At 69.8% G+C, this 16,548-nt stretch carries 17 protein-coding genes and 1 tRNA gene; 12 read left to right on the forward strand and 6 right to left on the reverse strand.

All coding sequences use genetic code 11. The features are described from left to right. Nucleotides 1–3 precede the first annotated feature (3 nt). The 3 genes from AC07OX_RS07430 (at nucleotide 4) to AC07OX_RS07440 (ending at nucleotide 2,502) form a co-directional block, all read left to right on the forward strand. Nucleotides 4–960: a threonine/serine dehydratase gene (locus AC07OX_RS07430; protein WP_095743997.1), complete on the forward strand. Its 957-nt coding sequence runs from the start codon at nucleotides 4–6 to the stop codon at nucleotides 958–960. Nucleotides 961–1,023: 63 nt separating this feature from the next. Then, on the forward strand, nucleotides 1,024–2,355 hold the full coding sequence (serS, locus tag AC07OX_RS07435) for a serine--tRNA ligase (protein WP_307696204.1): 1,332 nt from the start codon (nucleotides 1,024–1,026) through the stop codon (nucleotides 2,353–2,355). 57 nt (nucleotides 2,356–2,412) lie between these two features. Continuing rightward, nucleotides 2,413–2,502 (forward strand) — tRNA-Ser (locus AC07OX_RS07440). A 61-nt stretch (nucleotides 2,503–2,563) separates the two neighbouring features. Here AC07OX_RS07440 and AC07OX_RS07445 read toward each other — a convergent pair. The 6 genes from AC07OX_RS07445 to flgA form a co-directional block, all read right to left on the reverse strand. Beyond that, nucleotides 2,564–5,578, reverse strand: coding sequence for a transglycosylase domain-containing protein (locus tag AC07OX_RS07445; protein WP_495260768.1), 3,015 nt, complete (start codon nucleotides 5,576–5,578; stop codon nucleotides 2,564–2,566). A 570-nt stretch (nucleotides 5,579–6,148) separates the two neighbouring features. Next, complete coding sequence (locus AC07OX_RS07450) at nucleotides 6,149–6,982, reverse strand: response regulator transcription factor (RefSeq protein WP_495260767.1); 834 nt, start codon at nucleotides 6,980–6,982, stop codon at nucleotides 6,149–6,151. A 123-nt stretch (nucleotides 6,983–7,105) separates the two neighbouring features. Beyond that, nucleotides 7,106–7,540, reverse strand: a complete 435-nt coding sequence (locus tag AC07OX_RS07455; protein WP_495260766.1) for a YadA-like family protein — start codon at nucleotides 7,538–7,540, stop codon at nucleotides 7,106–7,108. A gap of 9 nt (nucleotides 7,541–7,549) precedes the next feature. After that, complete coding sequence (locus AC07OX_RS07460) at nucleotides 7,550–8,005, reverse strand: flagella synthesis protein FlgN (protein WP_495260765.1); 456 nt, start codon at nucleotides 8,003–8,005, stop codon at nucleotides 7,550–7,552. Next, nucleotides 8,002–8,298, reverse strand: a complete 297-nt coding sequence (gene flgM, locus AC07OX_RS07465) for a flagellar biosynthesis anti-sigma factor FlgM (RefSeq protein ID WP_495260764.1) — start codon at nucleotides 8,296–8,298, stop codon at nucleotides 8,002–8,004. The genes AC07OX_RS07460 and flgM overlap by 4 nt, the downstream gene beginning before the upstream one ends. A gap of 96 nt (nucleotides 8,299–8,394) precedes the next feature. Next, the gene (flgA, locus tag AC07OX_RS07470) at nucleotides 8,395–9,093 is read right to left on the reverse strand and encodes a flagellar basal body P-ring formation chaperone FlgA (RefSeq protein WP_495260763.1); all 699 of its coding nucleotides are present in this window, start codon (nucleotides 9,091–9,093) and stop codon (nucleotides 8,395–8,397) included. A 221-nt stretch (nucleotides 9,094–9,314) separates the two neighbouring features. On the opposite strand from flgA, the gene flgB reads away from it, so the two are divergent. From flgB to flgJ, 9 genes are all read left to right on the forward strand, one after another. After that, nucleotides 9,315–9,722, forward strand: coding sequence for a flagellar basal body rod protein FlgB (flgB, locus tag AC07OX_RS07475; RefSeq protein WP_159274363.1), 408 nt, complete (start codon nucleotides 9,315–9,317; stop codon nucleotides 9,720–9,722). Continuing rightward, nucleotides 9,719–10,114, forward strand: coding sequence for a flagellar basal body rod protein FlgC (gene flgC, locus AC07OX_RS07480; protein ID WP_062469232.1), 396 nt, complete (start codon nucleotides 9,719–9,721; stop codon nucleotides 10,112–10,114). Before flgB ends, flgC begins: the two co-directional genes overlap by 4 nt. Before the next feature lie 44 nt (nucleotides 10,115–10,158). Then, a complete protein-coding gene (locus AC07OX_RS07485) occupies nucleotides 10,159–10,845 on the forward strand; it encodes a flagellar hook assembly protein FlgD (protein WP_070061527.1) in 687 nt (228 codons plus the stop codon). Nucleotides 10,846–10,927: 82 nt separating this feature from the next. Then, nucleotides 10,928–12,142 carry a flagellar hook protein FlgE gene (gene flgE, locus AC07OX_RS07490; RefSeq protein WP_495260762.1) on the forward strand — a complete coding sequence of 405 codons (1,215 nt, stop codon included), beginning with the start codon at nucleotides 10,928–10,930 and terminating at the stop codon, nucleotides 12,140–12,142. 13 nt (nucleotides 12,143–12,155) lie between these two features. Then, nucleotides 12,156–12,902, forward strand: a complete 747-nt coding sequence (locus AC07OX_RS07495) for a flagellar basal body rod protein FlgF (protein ID WP_307694679.1) — start codon at nucleotides 12,156–12,158, stop codon at nucleotides 12,900–12,902. A 23-nt stretch (nucleotides 12,903–12,925) separates the two neighbouring features. Then, on the forward strand, nucleotides 12,926–13,708 hold the full coding sequence (flgG, locus tag AC07OX_RS07500) for a flagellar basal-body rod protein FlgG (protein ID WP_062469245.1): 783 nt from the start codon (nucleotides 12,926–12,928) through the stop codon (nucleotides 13,706–13,708). Continuing rightward, nucleotides 13,708–14,403, forward strand: a complete 696-nt coding sequence (locus tag AC07OX_RS07505; protein ID WP_159278101.1) for a flagellar basal body L-ring protein FlgH — start codon at nucleotides 13,708–13,710, stop codon at nucleotides 14,401–14,403. The genes flgG and AC07OX_RS07505 overlap by 1 nt, the downstream gene beginning before the upstream one ends. Continuing rightward, the gene (locus AC07OX_RS07510; protein WP_447741791.1) at nucleotides 14,403–15,524 is read left to right on the forward strand and encodes a flagellar basal body P-ring protein FlgI; all 1,122 of its coding nucleotides are present in this window, start codon (nucleotides 14,403–14,405) and stop codon (nucleotides 15,522–15,524) included. Before AC07OX_RS07505 ends, AC07OX_RS07510 begins: the two co-directional genes overlap by 1 nt. 10 nt (nucleotides 15,525–15,534) lie before the next feature. After that, the gene (gene flgJ, locus AC07OX_RS07515; protein WP_495260761.1) at nucleotides 15,535–16,527 is read left to right on the forward strand and encodes a flagellar assembly peptidoglycan hydrolase FlgJ; all 993 of its coding nucleotides are present in this window, start codon (nucleotides 15,535–15,537) and stop codon (nucleotides 16,525–16,527) included. The last annotated feature ends 21 nt before the right edge of the window (nucleotides 16,528–16,548 follow it).

The raw sequence follows: 16,548 nt of genomic DNA on the forward strand, positions 1-16,548 counted from the left end.
ATCATGACAAACACCGATTGGCGCTCCGACATCGAGAGCGCCTCCCGCAGGCTGGGCGAACGCGCCGGCCATTTCCTGCGTGAAACGCCGCTGTGGAAGCTGCCGGCCGCCGCCCTGGGCGTGGCCGCGCCCGGCGCCGAAGTCTGGCTCAAGCTGGAGCACATGCAGGTCAGCGGCAGCTTCAAGGCCCGCGGCATGATGAACCGCCTGCTGGCCAACGACATCCCCGCCGCGGGCGTGATCGTGGCCTCGGGCGGCAACGCCGGCATTGCCACGGCGGCCGCCGCCAAGGCGCTGGGCGTGCCCTGCCAGGTGTTCCTGCCGGGCGTGTCGCCCGAAGCCAAGCGCGCACGCCTGCGGGCGCTGGGCGCCGAAGTGGTCGTGGTCGGCGAGCTGTACCCCGACGCGCTGGCCGCCTGCCTGGCACGCCAGAAGGAAACGGGTGCCTTGCTCACCCATGCCTACGACCAGCCCGAAGTGGTGGCCGGCGCCGGCACGCTCGGCCGCGAGATCGAGGCGCAGGGCGGCCTGCCCGACGCCGTGCTGGTGAGCGTGGGCGGCGGTGGCCTGATCGGCGGCCTGGCCGGCTGGTTCGAGCAGCGCGCCCGCGTGGTGGCGCTCGAGCCCGAGAAGGCCCCGACGCTGTTCCGCGCCCGCGAGGCCGGCGAGCCCGTCGACGTGGACGTCGGCGGCATCGCGGCCGATTCGCTCGGCGCGCGCCGCATCGGCGCCATCGCCTGGGAGATCACGCAGCAGCAGGTGCGCGACGCGCTGCTGCTGTCCGACGACGCGATCCGCGCCGCCCAGCAGTGGCTGTGGAAAGAACTGAAGCTCGCCGTGGAACCGGCCGCCGCGCTGCCGCTGGCGGCGCTGCAGACCGGCGCCTACGTGCCGCGCGAGGGCGAGAAGGTGTGCCTGATCATCTGCGGGGCGAACGTCGATCCGGCCACGGTCGCCTGAGTCGCCGCAGGCGTGCGAGCGGGGAGGGCGGGCGCGGGCCGGGCGCCCACCTAAAATCTCCCCATGCTCGACATCACCCTGCTCCGCAAAGACCTGGCCTCCGCTGTGGCCGGCCTCGAAAAACGCAAGAAGAACCAGCCCTACCTCGACGTCTCGGCGTTCACCGCGCTCGAGGCCGAGCGCAAGACGCTGCAGACCCGCACCGAGGAAATCCAGGCGCGCCGCAACACGCTGAACAAGCAGATCGGCCCGCTCAAGGCCAAGGGCGAGTCGGTCGACGCGCTCATGGCCGAGGTCAACGCGCTCAAGGCCGAGCAGGAATCGCAATCCAAGCGCCTCGAGGAAATCCAGCCCGAGCTGCACGCGCTGCTGCTGGCCGTGCCCAACCTGCCGCACGCCAGCGTGCCGCTCGGTGAAGACGAAACCGGCAACGTCGAGATGCGCCGCTGGGCGCCCCAGGGCGGCGCCGGCGCCAACGCCACGCCGCTGGCCTTCGCGCCCAAGGACCACGTCGACCTCGGCGCGCCGCTGGGGCTCGATTTCGAGATGGGCGCCAAGCTCTCGGGCTCGCGCTTCACCGTCATGAAGGGCCCGATCGCCCGCCTGCACCGTGCGCTGGCCCAGTTCATGGTCGACCTGCAGACCGAACAGCACGGCTACACCGAGTGCTACGTGCCCTACGTGGTCAATGCGGCCACGCTCAGCGGCACCGGCCAGCTGCCCAAGTTCGAAGGCGACCTGTTCGCCGCGAAGAAGGGCGGCCAGGACGGCGAGCCCGCGCCCGACCACTCGGCGCTGTACCTCATCCCGACCAGCGAAGTGCCGCTGACCAACTTCGTGCGCGACGAGGTCGTGCCCGAGGCGCAACTGCCCATCAAGCTCACGGCCCACACGCCGTGTTTCCGCTCCGAGGCCGGCAGCGCCGGGCGCGACACGCGCGGCATGATCCGCCAGCACCAGTTCGACAAGGTCGAGATGGTGCAGATCGTGCACCCCGAGAAGAGCTACGACGCGCTCGAGCAGATGACCGGTCACGCCGAAGCCGTGCTGCAGGCGCTGGAGCTGCCGTACCGCGTGGTGCTGCTGTGCACCGGCGACATGGGTTTCGGTTCCACCAAGACCTACGACCTCGAGGTGTGGCTGCCCGCGCAGAACACGTACCGCGAGATCAGCTCGGTGTCGAACTGCGAAGCCTTCCAGGCGCGCCGCCTGCAGGCCCGTTTCAAGAACGCCCAGGGCAAGAACGAGCTGGTGCACACCCTCAACGGCTCCGGCCTGGCCGTGGGCCGTGCGCTGGTCGCTGTGCTTGAGAACCACCAGAACGAAGACGGCTCGATCAATGTGCCGGCGGCGTTGCGTCCGTACCTCGGCGGCCTCGAAGTTTTGCGCGGTTGAAGCGCAGGGCGTCAAAAGTCAGATTTTTCTGGCTATAATCTGAGGCTCGACAGCACCGGAGAGGTGGCAGAGTGGTCGAATGTACCTGACTCGAAATCAGGCGTACTAGCGATAGTACCGAGGGTTCGAATCCCTCCCTCTCCTCCAGATTCAAGCCCCTGTAGCAGCCCTGCTACAGGGGCTTTGTCTTTGGGCCGCCCATGTCGCCTCATGGCGACCGCTGCGGCCCCCCGCACCCCCTGCGCTGCAGCACCGGCAGCAACTGCGGCCCCAGCGACTTCAGCAGCTGGGTTGGCAGTGCGCTCGTGAACCGATGGCGCGCGGCATGGGGCTCGTGCACGTAGGCCAGGATCGTGCCGAAGTAGCGGTCGCCGATCATGAACACGAAGGTGGCCGAGCGGTCGATCTTGCGCTGCGAAATCACCCGTCCGCCGCGGCCGGTCTGTTCGTAGCGGTGGTCGCCGGTGCCGGTCTTGCCGCCGATCTCGAGGGCGCGGCCGTTCTCATCCAGCAGTGCGCCCTTCAGCCGCCGTGCGGTGCCGTCGTTCACCACCTCGACCAAGGCACGGCGCACCGTGGCGGCCACCTCGGCGGGCAGCACCTGCTGTGCGCTCGCATGGCGCGGCTCCAGCCGTGTCTCGTAGGGCGTGTCGCGCGCGAAATGCAAGGCGCCGACCCGTTGCGTGGGCAGCCGCACGCCGTCGTTCGCGAGGATGCCCATCAGCTCCGCCAGGGCGGCCGGCCGGTCGCCCGAGGCGCCGATCGCGCTCGCATAAGACGGCGTCAGCGATGCGAAGGGGTAACCCACGCGCTGCCATGAGCGGTGAATCTGCGCGAAGGCGTCGAGCTCGATCAGCTCGCGCAGGCGCCTGTCCTGCGCGCTCTTGTGGCGCGTCTTGAAGAGCCAGGCGTAGACCTCCTGGCGTTCGCGCACGCTCGCGTCCAGCACCTCGGTCAGCGAGGCGCCGGGGTGGCGCCGCAGGTAGCCGACCAGCCAGAGCTCCAGCGGATGCACGCGCGCGACATACCCGCGATCGGCCAGCGACAGGCCGGCGTAGGTGCGGCGCAGCGCCCCCAATGCGCGCGGCGAGTCGGCGCTGCGGCCCAGCCGCTGCACCAGGAGCGCGTCGAGCCGTGCGTCGTCGGCCTCGGGCTCGATGGTGAACAGCACGCTCGCCAGGCGCGGTGCCGACGGCTTCAGGCCGCGCAGCAACAGCGCCTCGGCGTCCGCGGCCGGCAGGTGCTGGTACTTGCGATGGAAGCGGGTGAGGAAGGCCGAGCCTTCGCGGTCGGCAAAGCGCGCAAGCAACTCGCGCCGGCCCGGGTCGGCAGGGTCCTTCAGCAGGCGCTCGGCGCCCGACGCGCCACCGAACATGCGGTGGCGCACCAGGTCGCGCATCAGGCGGATGAACACCAGGTTGACCGAATGCTTGAAGCCTTCGCGCACGGTCATCGAACTGCTGTTGCGCGAGCGCTCGAAGTTCTCGAACTGGTGCAGGCCGCCGCCGGTGAAGAAGGCCTCGCCCGGGTTCGCCGAGTACTTGCGCTCCATCGCCGCCTCCAGCATCGGCGCAAGACGCCGATCCTTGGTGCGCAGGAGGTACTGCCGCGCCCACATGCCCAGCGGGTCGCGCGGGTTCGGCGCCAGTGCCGACAGCTGGGCCGGGCTCAGGTCGACCCAGCCCGCGTGCAGCTCGGCCACGAGCTCCAGGTAGCTCACCAGGGTGCGCAGCTTGGCGGTCGAGCCCAGGTCCAGCCGCGCGCCCTGGTTCACGTCGAACGGCTGGTCGATGTTGTCGGCCTGGATACGCAGCAGGTTGGTCCCGGCGCTGCGCTCGAACAGCGTGAAGCTGTAGATCAGCGGGCTGGGGTCGGCGCCCGGGTCGAGCATGTGGGAGCCCACCAGCCCCGCGGCCTTCGTCGCGGCGGGCGTGCGCAGGCCGGCCAGCACGCGCGCCACCAGCGCCTGCGCCTCGCCGTCCAGGCTGGTCTCGGCCTCGAGGTCCAGGCGCTCCAGGTCGTAGGCCCGCGGCACGTCGAGCAGCGTGCCGATGTGGGTGCGCAGCGCGGTCGAGGCCTTGCGCTGCACGAAGTCGGGCCGGGGCGTCGGCGGCAGCGGTGGCTGCAGGTGCAAGGACAGCGGCAGCGCCGCGTCGCGCAGCGTGGGCGAGATCAGGCCGGCCTCGGCCATCAGCCGCAGGTAGCTGTCGGTCAACCGCGCTAGGCCGACGCCGTCGCCGAGCAGGTGCTGCGACGGGCGGCGCTGCGCGATCATCAGCGACAGCGCCTGCTTGAAGGCCTCGGCCTGCTGCCGCAGCGCCTCGTCCGTGGGCGCTGCGGCCTCTTCCGCGTTGTCGGCCAGCAGGCGGTTGACCTCGCCGAAGTCGCGCCCGTACCAGGCCCACAGGCCGTCGCCCAGCCCGTGCACCTCGCCCATGCCCGGGCGCGCGGCCAGCGGCACGGTGTCGAGGTAGTCGACGACGATCTGGCGGCGCCGCGCCTGCGTGTCGTCGCCGTCCTGGTAGGCACGCAGCGAGGCCGAGGCCATCTGGCGCAGCTTGTCGCCGACCGAGCCGGTGCGGCCCTGCGGCGAATGGCGGTACTTCTCGAGCTGGGTGGCCAGCGTGCTGCCGCCCGTCGCCGTCTGGCCCAGGCCGACCGCGCGCAGCGCCTGCTCGAGCGCCGCCTTGGCGAAGCGTTCCGGATCGATCGCGGGGTTGCGCTGCAGCGGCTGCGCGTCCAGCAGGTGGCGGTCTTCGACGAAGAGCAGGGCGCTCACCAGCAGCGGCGGCACCTCCTCGAAGCGCTCGTAGGCGCGCTGGGGCACGCGGGTGTGCAGCAGCGCCGTGTCCCGGCAGTCGCGCACGGTCAGGCCGGCCTGGTTTTTCTCACGGTAGGGCGCGAAGAGCCCGTAGTCCTGCAGTTCGATCAGCCGCGGCGACATGCGGGCCTGGCGGGTGACGACATAGCCCTGCGGCGCCAGGCGGTCGATGTAGCCCGGCAGCTGGTGGTAGCCCAGCCGCTCGTCGTAGGGGCCGGTCCGGGGAAAGCGGATGGCGTCGCTGGCACCGTCTTCGACGCTGAAGCGGGCGCCCTCGGCCAGGTCGCGCCACAGGGCCGATTGCAGCCGGGACGTCTTCAGTTCGTCCAGCACGAACAGGGCAAACCCGCCTCCCACGGCGAGTCCCGCGCCGATCCAGACAAGCTTCTTGAACCAAGTCATGCTCTGCCTCGCGAACAGTCCACACCATGGGTTCGTCAGTGACGATGATGCGCTTTTTGAGGCGATTTGGCATGCGTGCGACGACGCAATCGGCCGGAGTCATGCACTTCCGCCGCGCGGCAGAAGAGGTACCTCGACACACATGGCGCATGTCGATCTGCACGGACGTGCGGATCTATTTCAGGGCGAACTGACCTGCTAACCCTTCACGACCTCGGACACCCCACTAGTCGTCGGAATCCTGCGGGCCCGCCAGCAGCCCGAGCACCAACCCGCCGAGGACGATGGCCAGGGCAAGAATCAGCGATGCCTCTGCGAGTAGTCTCATGGTGTCCTGCAATGAATCTCCCCCTCACGATGTGCCCGCCATTGAACGTGCGTTCACTGACTGGCGGCTGAGTGCGGAAGCAGAAGGGTTTTGTGCGGGGCTTCAGCCTGTCTTCAGGTAAGGCGCGGATACTGGCGGCGACGGTCTTCTGGCGTTGGTAGAGGACGCTTCGGCACCCGCCCTTCGGGGTGGTTCCTCGAGGCCGGAGGTCGTCACGGTTTTTTGGTCGCGCGGGCGCATGCTCAGGCCCGCGCGCTTTCGCCGAGCCACACCGGCTCGTTCGAGGTGTCCGGGAAGTCCGCGGTGTCGATCAGCGGCGCCTCGTCGACGTCCGACGCGCACCGCGCGGCCGGCGCCATGTGCCGCAGCTCGTAGCCCCGTCCATACACCGAGACCAGCACGAACTCGCCGCCCTTGTGCAGCGACAGCTTGCGGCGGATGCTGGCCACGCAGCAGTCCAGCGTGCGGCTGGTGCGTTCGATGCGCGCATCCACCCACAGCGAGGCCAGCAGCCAGTCGCGCTCCAGCAGCCGGCCGGCGTTGCGAAACAGCAGCAGCGCCAGTTCGAACTCGCGCGGCTTCAGGCGCACCTCGGTGCCGTCGCACACCACCACGCGGCGCTCGCCCAGGAACTGGTAGTCGCCGAAGCACGCGGCTGTGGCGTGCGGCTGCAGCAGCGTGCGGTTGCGCCGCAGCGATTCGCGCACGCGCAGCTCCACCTCGAACTCGTCGACGGGCAGCACCGCGAAGTCGATGCTGGCGCCCTGCGTCTCGCCGCCCGCGGCCGACAGCACGTCGACCAGCAGGTCGCGTTGCGAGGCGCGCGCCACCAGGAAGATGGGAATGCGCAGCGCGCGGCACATCGCCGTGAGGATCGGCCAGGCGCCTTCGTCCTTCAGCACCACCAGCAGCAGGCCGAACTGCAGGCCCTGGGTGATGGCCAGCAGGAAGTCCGTGCTGTCGTCGAAGCACACGGGATCGCAGCCCATCAGGCGCAGGCGGTTGCCCCAGCCGGCCTGCTGCGCCTCGTCGCAGCCCACCATCGCGATGCGGCGCGCGCCCTGCTGCGCGGCCATCACGCGCGGGCTCCCCGGCGCGCGACCTTCTCGTGGCGGGGCGTTGGCGTGGCAGGAGAGGTCTTCATGTCGGTGGCATCCATGCGAAGGTGGTGAAGGGTGTCCCGGGGCGATGGCGTGGGCTCAGGGGCGGGCGGCGGCCGTGCTGCGCGGCAGCTTCCAGCCGATGCCCGCGTTGAAGCCCCAGTCCCGGCCCGTGCTGGACACGCCCATGCCCCAGGCCATGTCGCCGTCGCCCGAGCTGCGCTTGAAGCCCAGCGCCGCGGCCGAATAGCCCCGGTAGCTGCCGAAGGCCAGGCCGATCGACTGTTCGCCCGGCCGGTACGTCGGCACGTAGGCGGCCGACATGGCAATGGCCATGGCCGCGCCCGAGTAGGCGATGCGCGCCGTCTCGCCGACGGCCGCGCGCACCGGCTGCAGCTGGCCCAGGTTGATGGCGTCGTCCGGGCGCACGGCGGGCGCCCGTTCGAAGGCATGGGCGCCGGCGCACGCGAGCCACAGCATCAGCACCCGCAGGATCGCGGTGCGTCGGAGGGCGAAACGTGCGGATGCGTTCACGGCTGCTGTTCAGCCGGCGGCCAGCCGGGTGCCCGCGCCGGCCTGCGTCTTGCGCACGCCGTCGGGGCCGTAGAAAGGTTGGGCGCGGGCTTGCAGGAAGTGCAGCGCCTGCTGCGTGAAGTCCAGGTGCGCGTACACGAGCGTGCCGTTGTGCAGGTTGCGGTTGCGCGCGTCTTCGGCGAGCGCGAGCAGTTCGCTCCAGGCCTGGCGCGTCGGCGCACCGCCCGCTGCCGCGGCGGCATCCGCACCCGCGCGGCCGGGCGCAAAGCCCAGCGCCGCCTGCAGCGATTCACGCTGTTGGTCGAGTTCGGCCATGCGGTCCAGCAGCGCGGTCTTGCGGCCGGCGATGGCGTTCAGCGCGTCGAAGTCGCTGGCGGACATGGCCTGCGCCTCCTGGTCCAGCGCCACGAGAAATTCCCCGATGCAGCCCGCTTCCGCGCGCAGGTGCGCCAGCAAGGTGCTCATGCCTCGTCCTTCGGTGCGAGCAGCTCGCGCACGCTGGCCAGCAGGCCATCGGCGATGCGCTCGGGGCGGATCTCGTAGCGGCCGGCGCGGATGTCCTCGCGGATCGCGGCCACGCGCGCGGCGTCGAAATCGCTGCCCCCCACGGCGGCGGGCATCGCATCGACGAGCGCGGAAACGGGCGCCGCTTCCTTCGGGCGCTGCACGGCCTCGGCGGGCGTCGACGGAGCCGGCGTGCCCGGTGCGGGCGTGCGGTGCAGGGGCGTGGCCGAAGGGGCGGTGGGATCGATTTTCAAGGTGATTCCTCAGGGGCTGACCCGTATATCGGCAGCCGGTGCAAGAACTTTAGGAAGGGCGTGCATGAAGTGAAGCCTGCGCCAACGCGGCGGCTGCTACTGCACCAGCCGGACCTGTCCTTCCTCGTCGGCCACGCCGCGAATCACCCGGCCGTCCAGCGTCCTGGCCTGCACCACCGCGCCCACCGCGGCGCCGCTCAGGGCCTTGGCCTCGGTGCTGACGACAAAACCCGGCCCCTGCGCCACCACCTTCACGGCCTGGCCCTGCTGGATCACGGCGACGCCGCGCAGCAGCTCCTTGCGGATCGGAGCGCCGGGCGCGACGCGGTTGGCGCTCACCACGCCGACCAGTTCGGCCGCGCTGGTGACCACCGAGCGCGGCAGCCGCGTGAGGTCGCCGGTGCGCTCGGCCACGTCGCCGGCGCCCAGCGCCCGGCCCGCGTCGATGGCGCGCGCGGCCACCAGGTAGCGGCCTTCCACCGCGACACGCGCCTGCACGAAGCGCGTCCACGGCCGCTCGGCATGGCAACGCACGCCCACCGAGATGCGGCCCCACGGCGTGACGCCCGGCGGCAGGAACACCTCGGGGGCTTCGCACGCGGGCAGGGCGTCGGTGCCGCGCCCTTCGAGGCTGACCGTCACCTTGCCCGGCAGGCCGGCGCTTTGCACCTGGAGGTAGGTCTCGACCGCCTTCGCGGCCGCGTCGCCTGCGATCGCACCGGTCGACATCGCGCACGACAGCCCCACCGCGCAGGCAGTGCGCAGCAGGCGTTGGCGAAGCGGCGAGAGGGTCATCGAAGGCGAAAGAAGAGGGCCAGAAAAATGAGGGCGCCGGTGCAGATAAGCCGCAACCGGCGCCCCTGGATTCTTATGAATTCGCCCCGCCGGCGAAGGTGCGAGCAGCAGGCGAAACCCCCCTTTGTTCGGACGATTGCCAACGCGCCGCATGCATAGACTTGCTTTCCATCGGTCGCTGCGCCCCGTGCACTGGCGACGCCTCAACAGATGGAACAAAGATGATCGACAAGCTGGATGCGGCGTTTCGCTTCCACCGCGAAGCGCTCCATCTCCGGGCACAGCGCCAGGAGGTGCTCGCGGCCAACATCGCCCATGCCGACACGCCGAACTACAAGGCGCGCGACTTCGACTTCGGCGCGCGCCTGAGCGACGCCGTCGAGCGCGGCCGCGCCGCATCGTCGGTGTCGATGGCCACCACCTCGTCGCGCCACCTCGCGGGCCAGGCGCAGGCCACGGCCGGCGACGACCTGCTGTACCGCGTGCCGCACCAGTCCAGCCTCGACGGCAACACCGTCGAGATGGACGTCGAACGCGTCGCCTTCGCCGACAACGCGCTGCGCTACGAGTCGAACCTGACCCTCATCAACGCCAAGATCAAGTCGCTCCTGTCGGCGGTACAGCCATGAACATCTTCGACGTGGCGGGCTCCGCCATGACCGCGCAATCGCAGCGCATGAACGTGACCGCGAGCAACCTCGCCAACGCCGAGAGCGTGGCCGGCCCCGACGGCCAGCCCTACCGCGCCAAGCAGGTGGTGTTCGAGGTGGCCGCTTCGGGCCGGCGCGACATCGGCGGCGTCAAGGTGGCCGGCGTCATCGAAGACCCGTCGCCCGCCAAGCTGGTGTTCGACCCCAAGAGCCCGCACGCCAATGCCGAGGGCTACGTGGCGATGCCCAACGTCAACGTGGTCGAGGAAATGACCAACATGATCTCGGCCTCGCGCAGCTACCAGGCCAACGTCGAGGTGCTCAACACCGCCAAGACGCTGATGGTCAAGACGCTGACCATCGGCCAGTAACCCACGCACGCACACGCGCCTCCCGCAGGAAGAACACCGACTCCATGGCCCTTTCCGACACCTCGTCCATCAGCGGGCTGAACGCGCCCACGGCGGCGAACAGCAACAACAACGTGTCCAGCGCCGACAGCGAGCAGCGCTTTCTCAAGCTGCTGGTCACGCAGCTGAACAACCAGGACCCGCTCAACCCGATGCAGAACGCCGAGCTCACCTCGCAGCTCGCGCAGATGAGCACCGTGAGCGGCATCGAGAAGCTCAACGCGACGCTCTCGGGCCTCGTCAACCAGACCGGTGCCAACCAGCTGCTGCAGGCCACCTCGCTCATTGGCTACAACGTGCTGTCGCCCGGCGACGTGCTCACGACCAAGAAGCCCGAAGACGGCAAGGACCCCGCCACGCAGGCCTTCGCCGTGCAGCTGCCGGGCACCGCCGCCGACGTCGAGATCAAGATCGTCGACAGCACCGGCAAGGTGATCCGCACGCTCGACGCGGGCGCCATGAAGGAAGGCGTCAACGCCGTCACCTGGGACGGCAAGGACGACCTGGGCGTGGCCGTGCCGCCGGGCGCCTACCGCTTCACGGTCGATGCCAGCAACAACGGCACGACGGTGAAGGCCACCGCGCTCACCTTCTCGCAGGTGGCCGCCGTGAAGCAGGGCGCCGGCGGCGTCACGCTGGAGCTGGCCTCGGGCGCCAGCATCGGGCTGGGCGACGTGCGCCTGTTCCTCTGAGCTTTCGTCTTCGTCTTCGGCGTGGCCCGTGCGGGCTGCGCCCTTCGCACTCTTCTTCCTCGCACCGAACAAGGACCCCCTCATGAGTTTCTCCCAAGGCATCAGCGGACTCGGCGTGGCCGCGGCCAACCTCGACGTCATCGGCAACAACATCGCCAACTCGGGCACGGTGGGCTACAAGTCGGCCGCCGCCACCTTCCAGGACGTGTACGCCGGCTCGCGCGTGGGCCTGGGCGCCTCGGTGTCGGGCGTGACGCAGAACTTCACGCAGGGCGTGACGCAGTCGAGCACGCGCCCGCTGGACGTGGCCATCCTCAACGGCGACGGCTTCTTTCGCCTGGCCAGCCCCAGCGGCGAGGTCTTCTACTCGCGCAACGGCCAGTTCACGCGCGACAAGGACGGCTACATCGTCAACGCGCAGGGCCTGCAGCTCACCGGCTACGGCGCCAACGCCAGCGGCGGCATCAGCGGCGGCACGCCGGGCCCGATCCAGGTGCAGGGCGGCATGATGCCGCCCAAGCCCACGGCCAACATCGACGCGCAGTTCAACCTCGACGCGCGCAGCACGGCGCCCACCAAGACGCCGTTCAACCCCACCGACGCCGCCACCTACAACTACCCGAACGCCATCGGGCCCATCTACGACTCGCTGGGCAACCCGCACGACGTGGCCGTGTACTTCGTGAAGACGGCGGCCAACACCTGGAACGTGTACGGCACCTCCGACGGCGCGCCGCTGAACGGCGGCGCCGCACTGTCCAACGTCACGTTCGATGCCAAGGGCGTCATGACCGCGCCGGCCTCGGGCGCGTTCAACATCGGGCCGCTCACCTTCACCAACGGCGCCTCGCCGCTCACCGCCTCGGTCGACCTCACGGGCACCACGCAGTTCGGCAGCGCCAACGGCATGAGCAAGCTGGGCCAGGACGGCTACAAGTCGGGCGAGCTCACCGCGTTCTCGATCAACCCCGACGGCACCATCACCGGCAAGTTCTCCAACGAGCAGACGCGCCTGCTGGGCCAGGTCGTGCTGTCGTCCTTCGCCAACCCCAACGGCCTGGAGCCCAAGGGCAACAACGTGTGGGCCGAGACGCAGGCCTCGGGCAATGCGCTCACCGGCACGCCGGGCGAAGGCACCAAGGCCGGCTCGCTGGCCTCGGGCGCACTGGAGTCGTCCAACGTCGACCTGACCTCCGAGCTGGTGAACCTCATCGTCGCGCAGCGCAACTACCAGGCCAATGCGCAGACCGTGAAGACGCAGGACCAGGTCATGCAGACGCTCATGAACATCCGCTGACCGGGAGCATTGCGTGGATCGAATGCTGTATGTCGCCATGAGCGGCGCCAAGCAGGCCATGGAGCAGCAGGCCGTGGTCGCCAACAACATGGCGAACGTCTCGACGCCGGGTTTCCGTGCGCAGATCGCGACCTTCCGCGCCGTGCCCGTGGTCGGCGAAGAAGCGCCCACGCGCGCCTTCGTGGCCGCCACCACGCCCGGCGCCGACTTCACGCACGGCCCGCTCACGCAGACCGGCCGCGCGCTCGACGTGGCGGTGGGCGGTGAAGGCTGGCTGGTGGTGCAGGCGGCCGACGGCAGCGAGGCCTACACGCGCGTCGGCAACCTGCAGATCGGCGCCGACGGCCAGCTCACGACCATGGGCGGGCGCCCCGTGGTGGGCGACAACGGCGCACTCACCGTGCCGCCGGGTTCGGCCGTGAGCATTGCGTCCAACGGCCTCGTGGGTTCGCGCGACGCGGCCTCGACCGTGCTCACCGGCATCGCCGAGGTGGGCCGTCTCAAGCTCGTCAACCCGCCCGTGACCGACCTCGTGCGCGGCGACGACGGCCTGTTCCGCATGCGCGCCGACCTGCCGCCGGCCGAGGCCGACGAGGCCGTCACGCTCATCTCGGGCGCCATCGAGGGCAGCAACGTGCAGCCGGTCGATGCCATGGTGGCCATGATCGCCAACGCGCGCAGCTTCGAGATGCAGATGAAGTCGCTGCAGACCGCCGACATCAACGCGCAGACCGCCAACAAGCTGCTGGCCTACGGCTGACCCTCTTCCAGGAACTCCTTTCAATGATCCGCTCCCTCTACATCGCCAAGACCGGCCTGGACGCGCAGCAGACGCAGCTCGACGTGGTCTCCAACAACCTGGCCAACGTCGGCACCACCGGCTTCAAGCGCAGCCGCGCCGTGTTCGAAGACCTGGTCTACCAGAACCTGCGCCAGGTCGGCGGCCAGAGCTCCGACCAGACGCGCCTGCCCTCGGGCCTGCAGGTCGGCACCGGCGTGCACGTGGTCGCCACCGAGCGCATCCACTCGCAGGGCAACCTCACCAAGACCGACAAGCCGACCGACGTGGCCATCAGCGGCAGCGGCTTCTTCCAGGTGCTGATGCCCGATGGCACCACCTCGTACACGCGCGACGGCTCGTTCCAGACCGACCGCGACGGCCAGCTGGTCACGGCCAGCGGTTTCCCGGTGCAGCCGGCCATCACCATCCCGGCCAACGCCACCAGCATCACCGTGGGCCGCGACGGCATCGTGTCGGTGGTGCAGGCGGGCGGCACGAACACCGTGCAGGTCGGCCAGCTGCAGCTCGCGACCTTCGTCAACCCGACGGGCCTGCAGAGCCAGGGCGAGAACCTGTACGCCGAGACCGACGCCTCGGGCGCGCCCAACCAGGTGAACCCCGGCGTGGACGGCGCGGGCACGCTGAGCCAGGGCTATGTGGAGGCCTCCAACGTCAACGTGGTGGAAGAACTGGTCAACATGATCGCCACCCAGCGTTCGTACGAGATCAACAGCAAGGCGGTCCAGACCTCGGACCAGATGCTGCAGCGCCTGGCCCAGTTGTGATGCGGGCGGGGGTGCGTCTTCTTCGCCGGGCGGCGGCGCTGCTGCTCGCGGCCACGCTGGCCGCCGGCTGCGCGCAGGTGCCGCGCGAGCCACTGGTGCACCAGCCGATGACGGCGCGCGCCGACCAGTACGCGGCGGTGCAGGCGCGCCGCGCTCCCGGTGCGATCTTCCAGGACGGCCCCGGCGCCAACGCGCTGTTCGAAGACCGCCGCCCGCGCAACGTCGGCGACATCCTCACCATCCTCATCAGCGAGAAGGTCAACGCGACGAAGAACTCGGGCGCCAATGCCAGCCGCACGGGCAACACGACCAGCGTGTTCGCGGCCATTCCCAAGCTCATCGGCGGCCTGCTCGACGGGCAGGACACCAAGCTGTCGGGCACCAACACGCTCAACGCCAAGGGCGGCGCCAACGCCAACAACACCTTCAACGGCGTGATCACCGTCACCGTGACCGACGTCATGGCCAACGGCAACCTGCTGGTGAGCGGCGAGAAGCAGATGGGCATCAACCAGGGCACCGAGTACATCCGCTTCTCGGGCGTGGTGAACCCGCGCACCGTGTCGGGCAACAACACCGTGCCCTCGACGCTGGTGGCCGATGCGCGCATCGAGTACTCGGCCAAGGGCTACATCGATGAGGCCCAGCACATGGGCTGGATGCAGCGCATCTTCTTGAACGTCATGCCATTCTGATGACACACCTCCCGTTTTCGCGCACCTCGAATCGCTGGCGCATCGCGGCGCTGTGCGCGCTCCTGTTCATCGCGCCCGCGCATGCCGAGCGCCTGAAGGAACTCGCCAGCATCCAGGGCGTGCGCGACAACCCGCTCATCGGCTACGGCCTCATGGTCGGCCTGGACGGCACGGGCGACCAGACGATGCAGACGCCGTTCACCACGCAGAGCCTGAACAACATGCTGCAGCAGCTGGGCATCACGATCCCGCAGGGCGTGAACATGCAGCTGAAGAACGTGGCGGCCGTCATGGTGACGGCCACGCTGCCGTCGTTCGCGCGCCCGGGCCAGAACATCGACGTCACCGTGTCGTCCATGGGCAATGCCAAGAGCCTGCGCGGCGGCACGCTGCTGATGACGCCGCTCAAGGGCGTGGACGGCGCGACGTATGCCGTGGCGCAGGGCAACATGGTGGTCGGCGGCGCGGGCGCCGCGGCCAATGGCAGCAAGGTGCAGGTCAACCAGCTGAGCTCGGGGCGCATTCCCGCCGGGGCGCTGGTGGAGCGCACGGTCGAGGCACCGGTGGGTGCGGAAGGCTCGTTCACCATCGAGCTGAACCGCTCCGACTTCGGCACCGCGCAGCGCGCCACGGACGCCATCAACCGCCAGTTCGGCGCCGGCACCGCAGAGGCGATGGACGCACGCGTGATCCGCGTGCAGGCGCCCGAGCCGCAGCGGCGCGTGGGCTTTCTCGCGCAGCTGCAAGAGCTCGAGGTCACGCCCACGCAGGCGGGCGCGCGGGTGGTGGTGAATGCGCGCACGGGCTCGGTCGTGATGAACCAGGCGGTGCGCGTGAAAGACTGCGCCATCGCGCACGGCAACCTGTCGGTGGTGATCAACACCGAGCCGGTGATCAGCCAACCGGGCGCGTTCTCGGGCGGCAGCACGGTGGTGGCGCAGACCTCGCAGATTTCCGTCAACCAGGGCGGCGGCGCGATCCAGATGGTGCGCGGCGGCGCCTCGCTGGCCGATGTGGTCAAGGGGCTGAACAGCCTGGGTGCGAACCCGCAGGACCTGGTGTCGATCCTGCAGGCCATGAAGTCGGCCGGGGCCCTGAGCGCCGAGCTCGAGATCATCTGAGGTCGACGGCATGACCATCTCTCCCAACAGCGCATGGAGCGGCGCCGATGCCGCCAGCCGCAGCGGCGCGCTCGACCAGCGTTTTGCGCTCGACGTGCAGGGCGTCGATGCGCTGCGGCGCACCGTGCGCACCTCGCCCGAAGAGGGCCTGCAGCAGGTCTCTCGCCAGTTCGAGGCGCTGTTCATGAACATGGTGCTCAAGAGCATGCGCGAGGCGACGCCCTCGAGCGGCCTGCTCGACAGCCAGGACCAGAAGGTCTATTTGTCGATGTTCGACCAGCAGCTCACGCAGAACCTCTCGGGGCGCGGCGTGGGGCTGGCCGAGGCGATGCTGGCGCAGCTGCGGCGGCAACTGCCTTCGGCGGCGACCGAAGCCGACGATGGCATCGGCACACGGCCCATGTCGCTGGAGTCGCCCCCCGGCCTGCCGTACGGCCCGCGCGCGGGCATCCCCATCGGCTCGGCGCCGGGCGCGCGCGTGTCGACGGCGGCCGACCTTGGCGTCTATCAAATGAAGAGCGGCCCCTCGCCGGCCGCGAACGTCTCGCTGCAAGGCCAGGTCGATGTGTTCGTGGACCGCATGGGCGCCTCCGCGCAGGCGGCCAGCGCCGCCAGCGGCGTGCCCGCGCCGCTGATCCTGGCGCAGGCCGCGCTCGAATCGGGCTGGGGCAAGCGCGAGATCCGCGCCGACGACGGCACACCCAGTTTCAACCTCTTCGGCATCAAGGCCGACAAGGGCTGGAAGGGCGCGACGGTCGAGACCACGACCACCGAGTACATCGACGGCGAGCCGCAGAAGGTGCGCGCGAAGTTCCGTGCCTACGCCTCGTACGAGGAGGCCTTCACCGACTACGCGCGCTTCATCACGCGCAACCCGCGCTACGCCAACGTGCTGGCGACTGCCGACCCGGCGCAGGCCGCGCACGGCCTGCAGCGCGCGGGCTATGCCACCGACCCGAAGTACGGCGAGAAGCTGGTTCGCATCATGCAGAAGTTCGGCTGAGCCCTTCGCACAGCCTGACTG

The sequence above is a fragment of the Variovorax sp. GW821-FHT09D07 genome (genome assembly GCF_059416345.1).

What these genes read in the sequence shown, in the direction of transcription:
- AC07OX_RS07430 (WP_095743997.1), top strand. Translation starts at nt 4, where the DNA reads ATGACAAACACCGATTGGCGCTCCGACATCGAGAGCGCCTCCCGCAGG.
- serS (WP_307696204.1), top strand. Translation starts at nt 1,024, where the DNA reads ATGCTCGACATCACCCTGCTCCGCAAAGACCTGGCCTCCGCTGTGGCC.
- AC07OX_RS07445 (WP_495260768.1), bottom strand. Translation starts at nt 5,578, where the DNA reads ATGACTTGGTTCAAGAAGCTTGTCTGGATCGGCGCGGGACTCGCCGTG.
- AC07OX_RS07450 (WP_495260767.1), bottom strand. Translation starts at nt 6,982, where the DNA reads ATGGCCGCGCAGCAGGGCGCGCGCCGCATCGCGATGGTGGGCTGCGAC.
- AC07OX_RS07460 (WP_495260765.1), bottom strand. Translation starts at nt 8,005, where the DNA reads ATGAGCACCTTGCTGGCGCACCTGCGCGCGGAAGCGGGCTGCATCGGG.
- flgA (WP_495260763.1), bottom strand. Translation starts at nt 9,093, where the DNA reads ATGACCCTCTCGCCGCTTCGCCAACGCCTGCTGCGCACTGCCTGCGCG.
- flgB (WP_159274363.1), top strand. Translation starts at nt 9,315, where the DNA reads ATGATCGACAAGCTGGATGCGGCGTTTCGCTTCCACCGCGAAGCGCTC.
- flgC (WP_062469232.1), top strand. Translation starts at nt 9,719, where the DNA reads ATGAACATCTTCGACGTGGCGGGCTCCGCCATGACCGCGCAATCGCAG.
- AC07OX_RS07485 (WP_070061527.1), top strand. Translation starts at nt 10,159, where the DNA reads ATGGCCCTTTCCGACACCTCGTCCATCAGCGGGCTGAACGCGCCCACG.
- flgE (WP_495260762.1), top strand. Translation starts at nt 10,928, where the DNA reads ATGAGTTTCTCCCAAGGCATCAGCGGACTCGGCGTGGCCGCGGCCAAC.
- flgG (WP_062469245.1), top strand. Translation starts at nt 12,926, where the DNA reads ATGATCCGCTCCCTCTACATCGCCAAGACCGGCCTGGACGCGCAGCAG.
- AC07OX_RS07505 (WP_159278101.1), top strand. Translation starts at nt 13,708, where the DNA reads ATGCGGGCGGGGGTGCGTCTTCTTCGCCGGGCGGCGGCGCTGCTGCTC.
- AC07OX_RS07510 (WP_447741791.1), top strand. Translation starts at nt 14,403, where the DNA reads ATGACACACCTCCCGTTTTCGCGCACCTCGAATCGCTGGCGCATCGCG.
- flgJ (WP_495260761.1), top strand. Translation starts at nt 15,535, where the DNA reads ATGACCATCTCTCCCAACAGCGCATGGAGCGGCGCCGATGCCGCCAGC.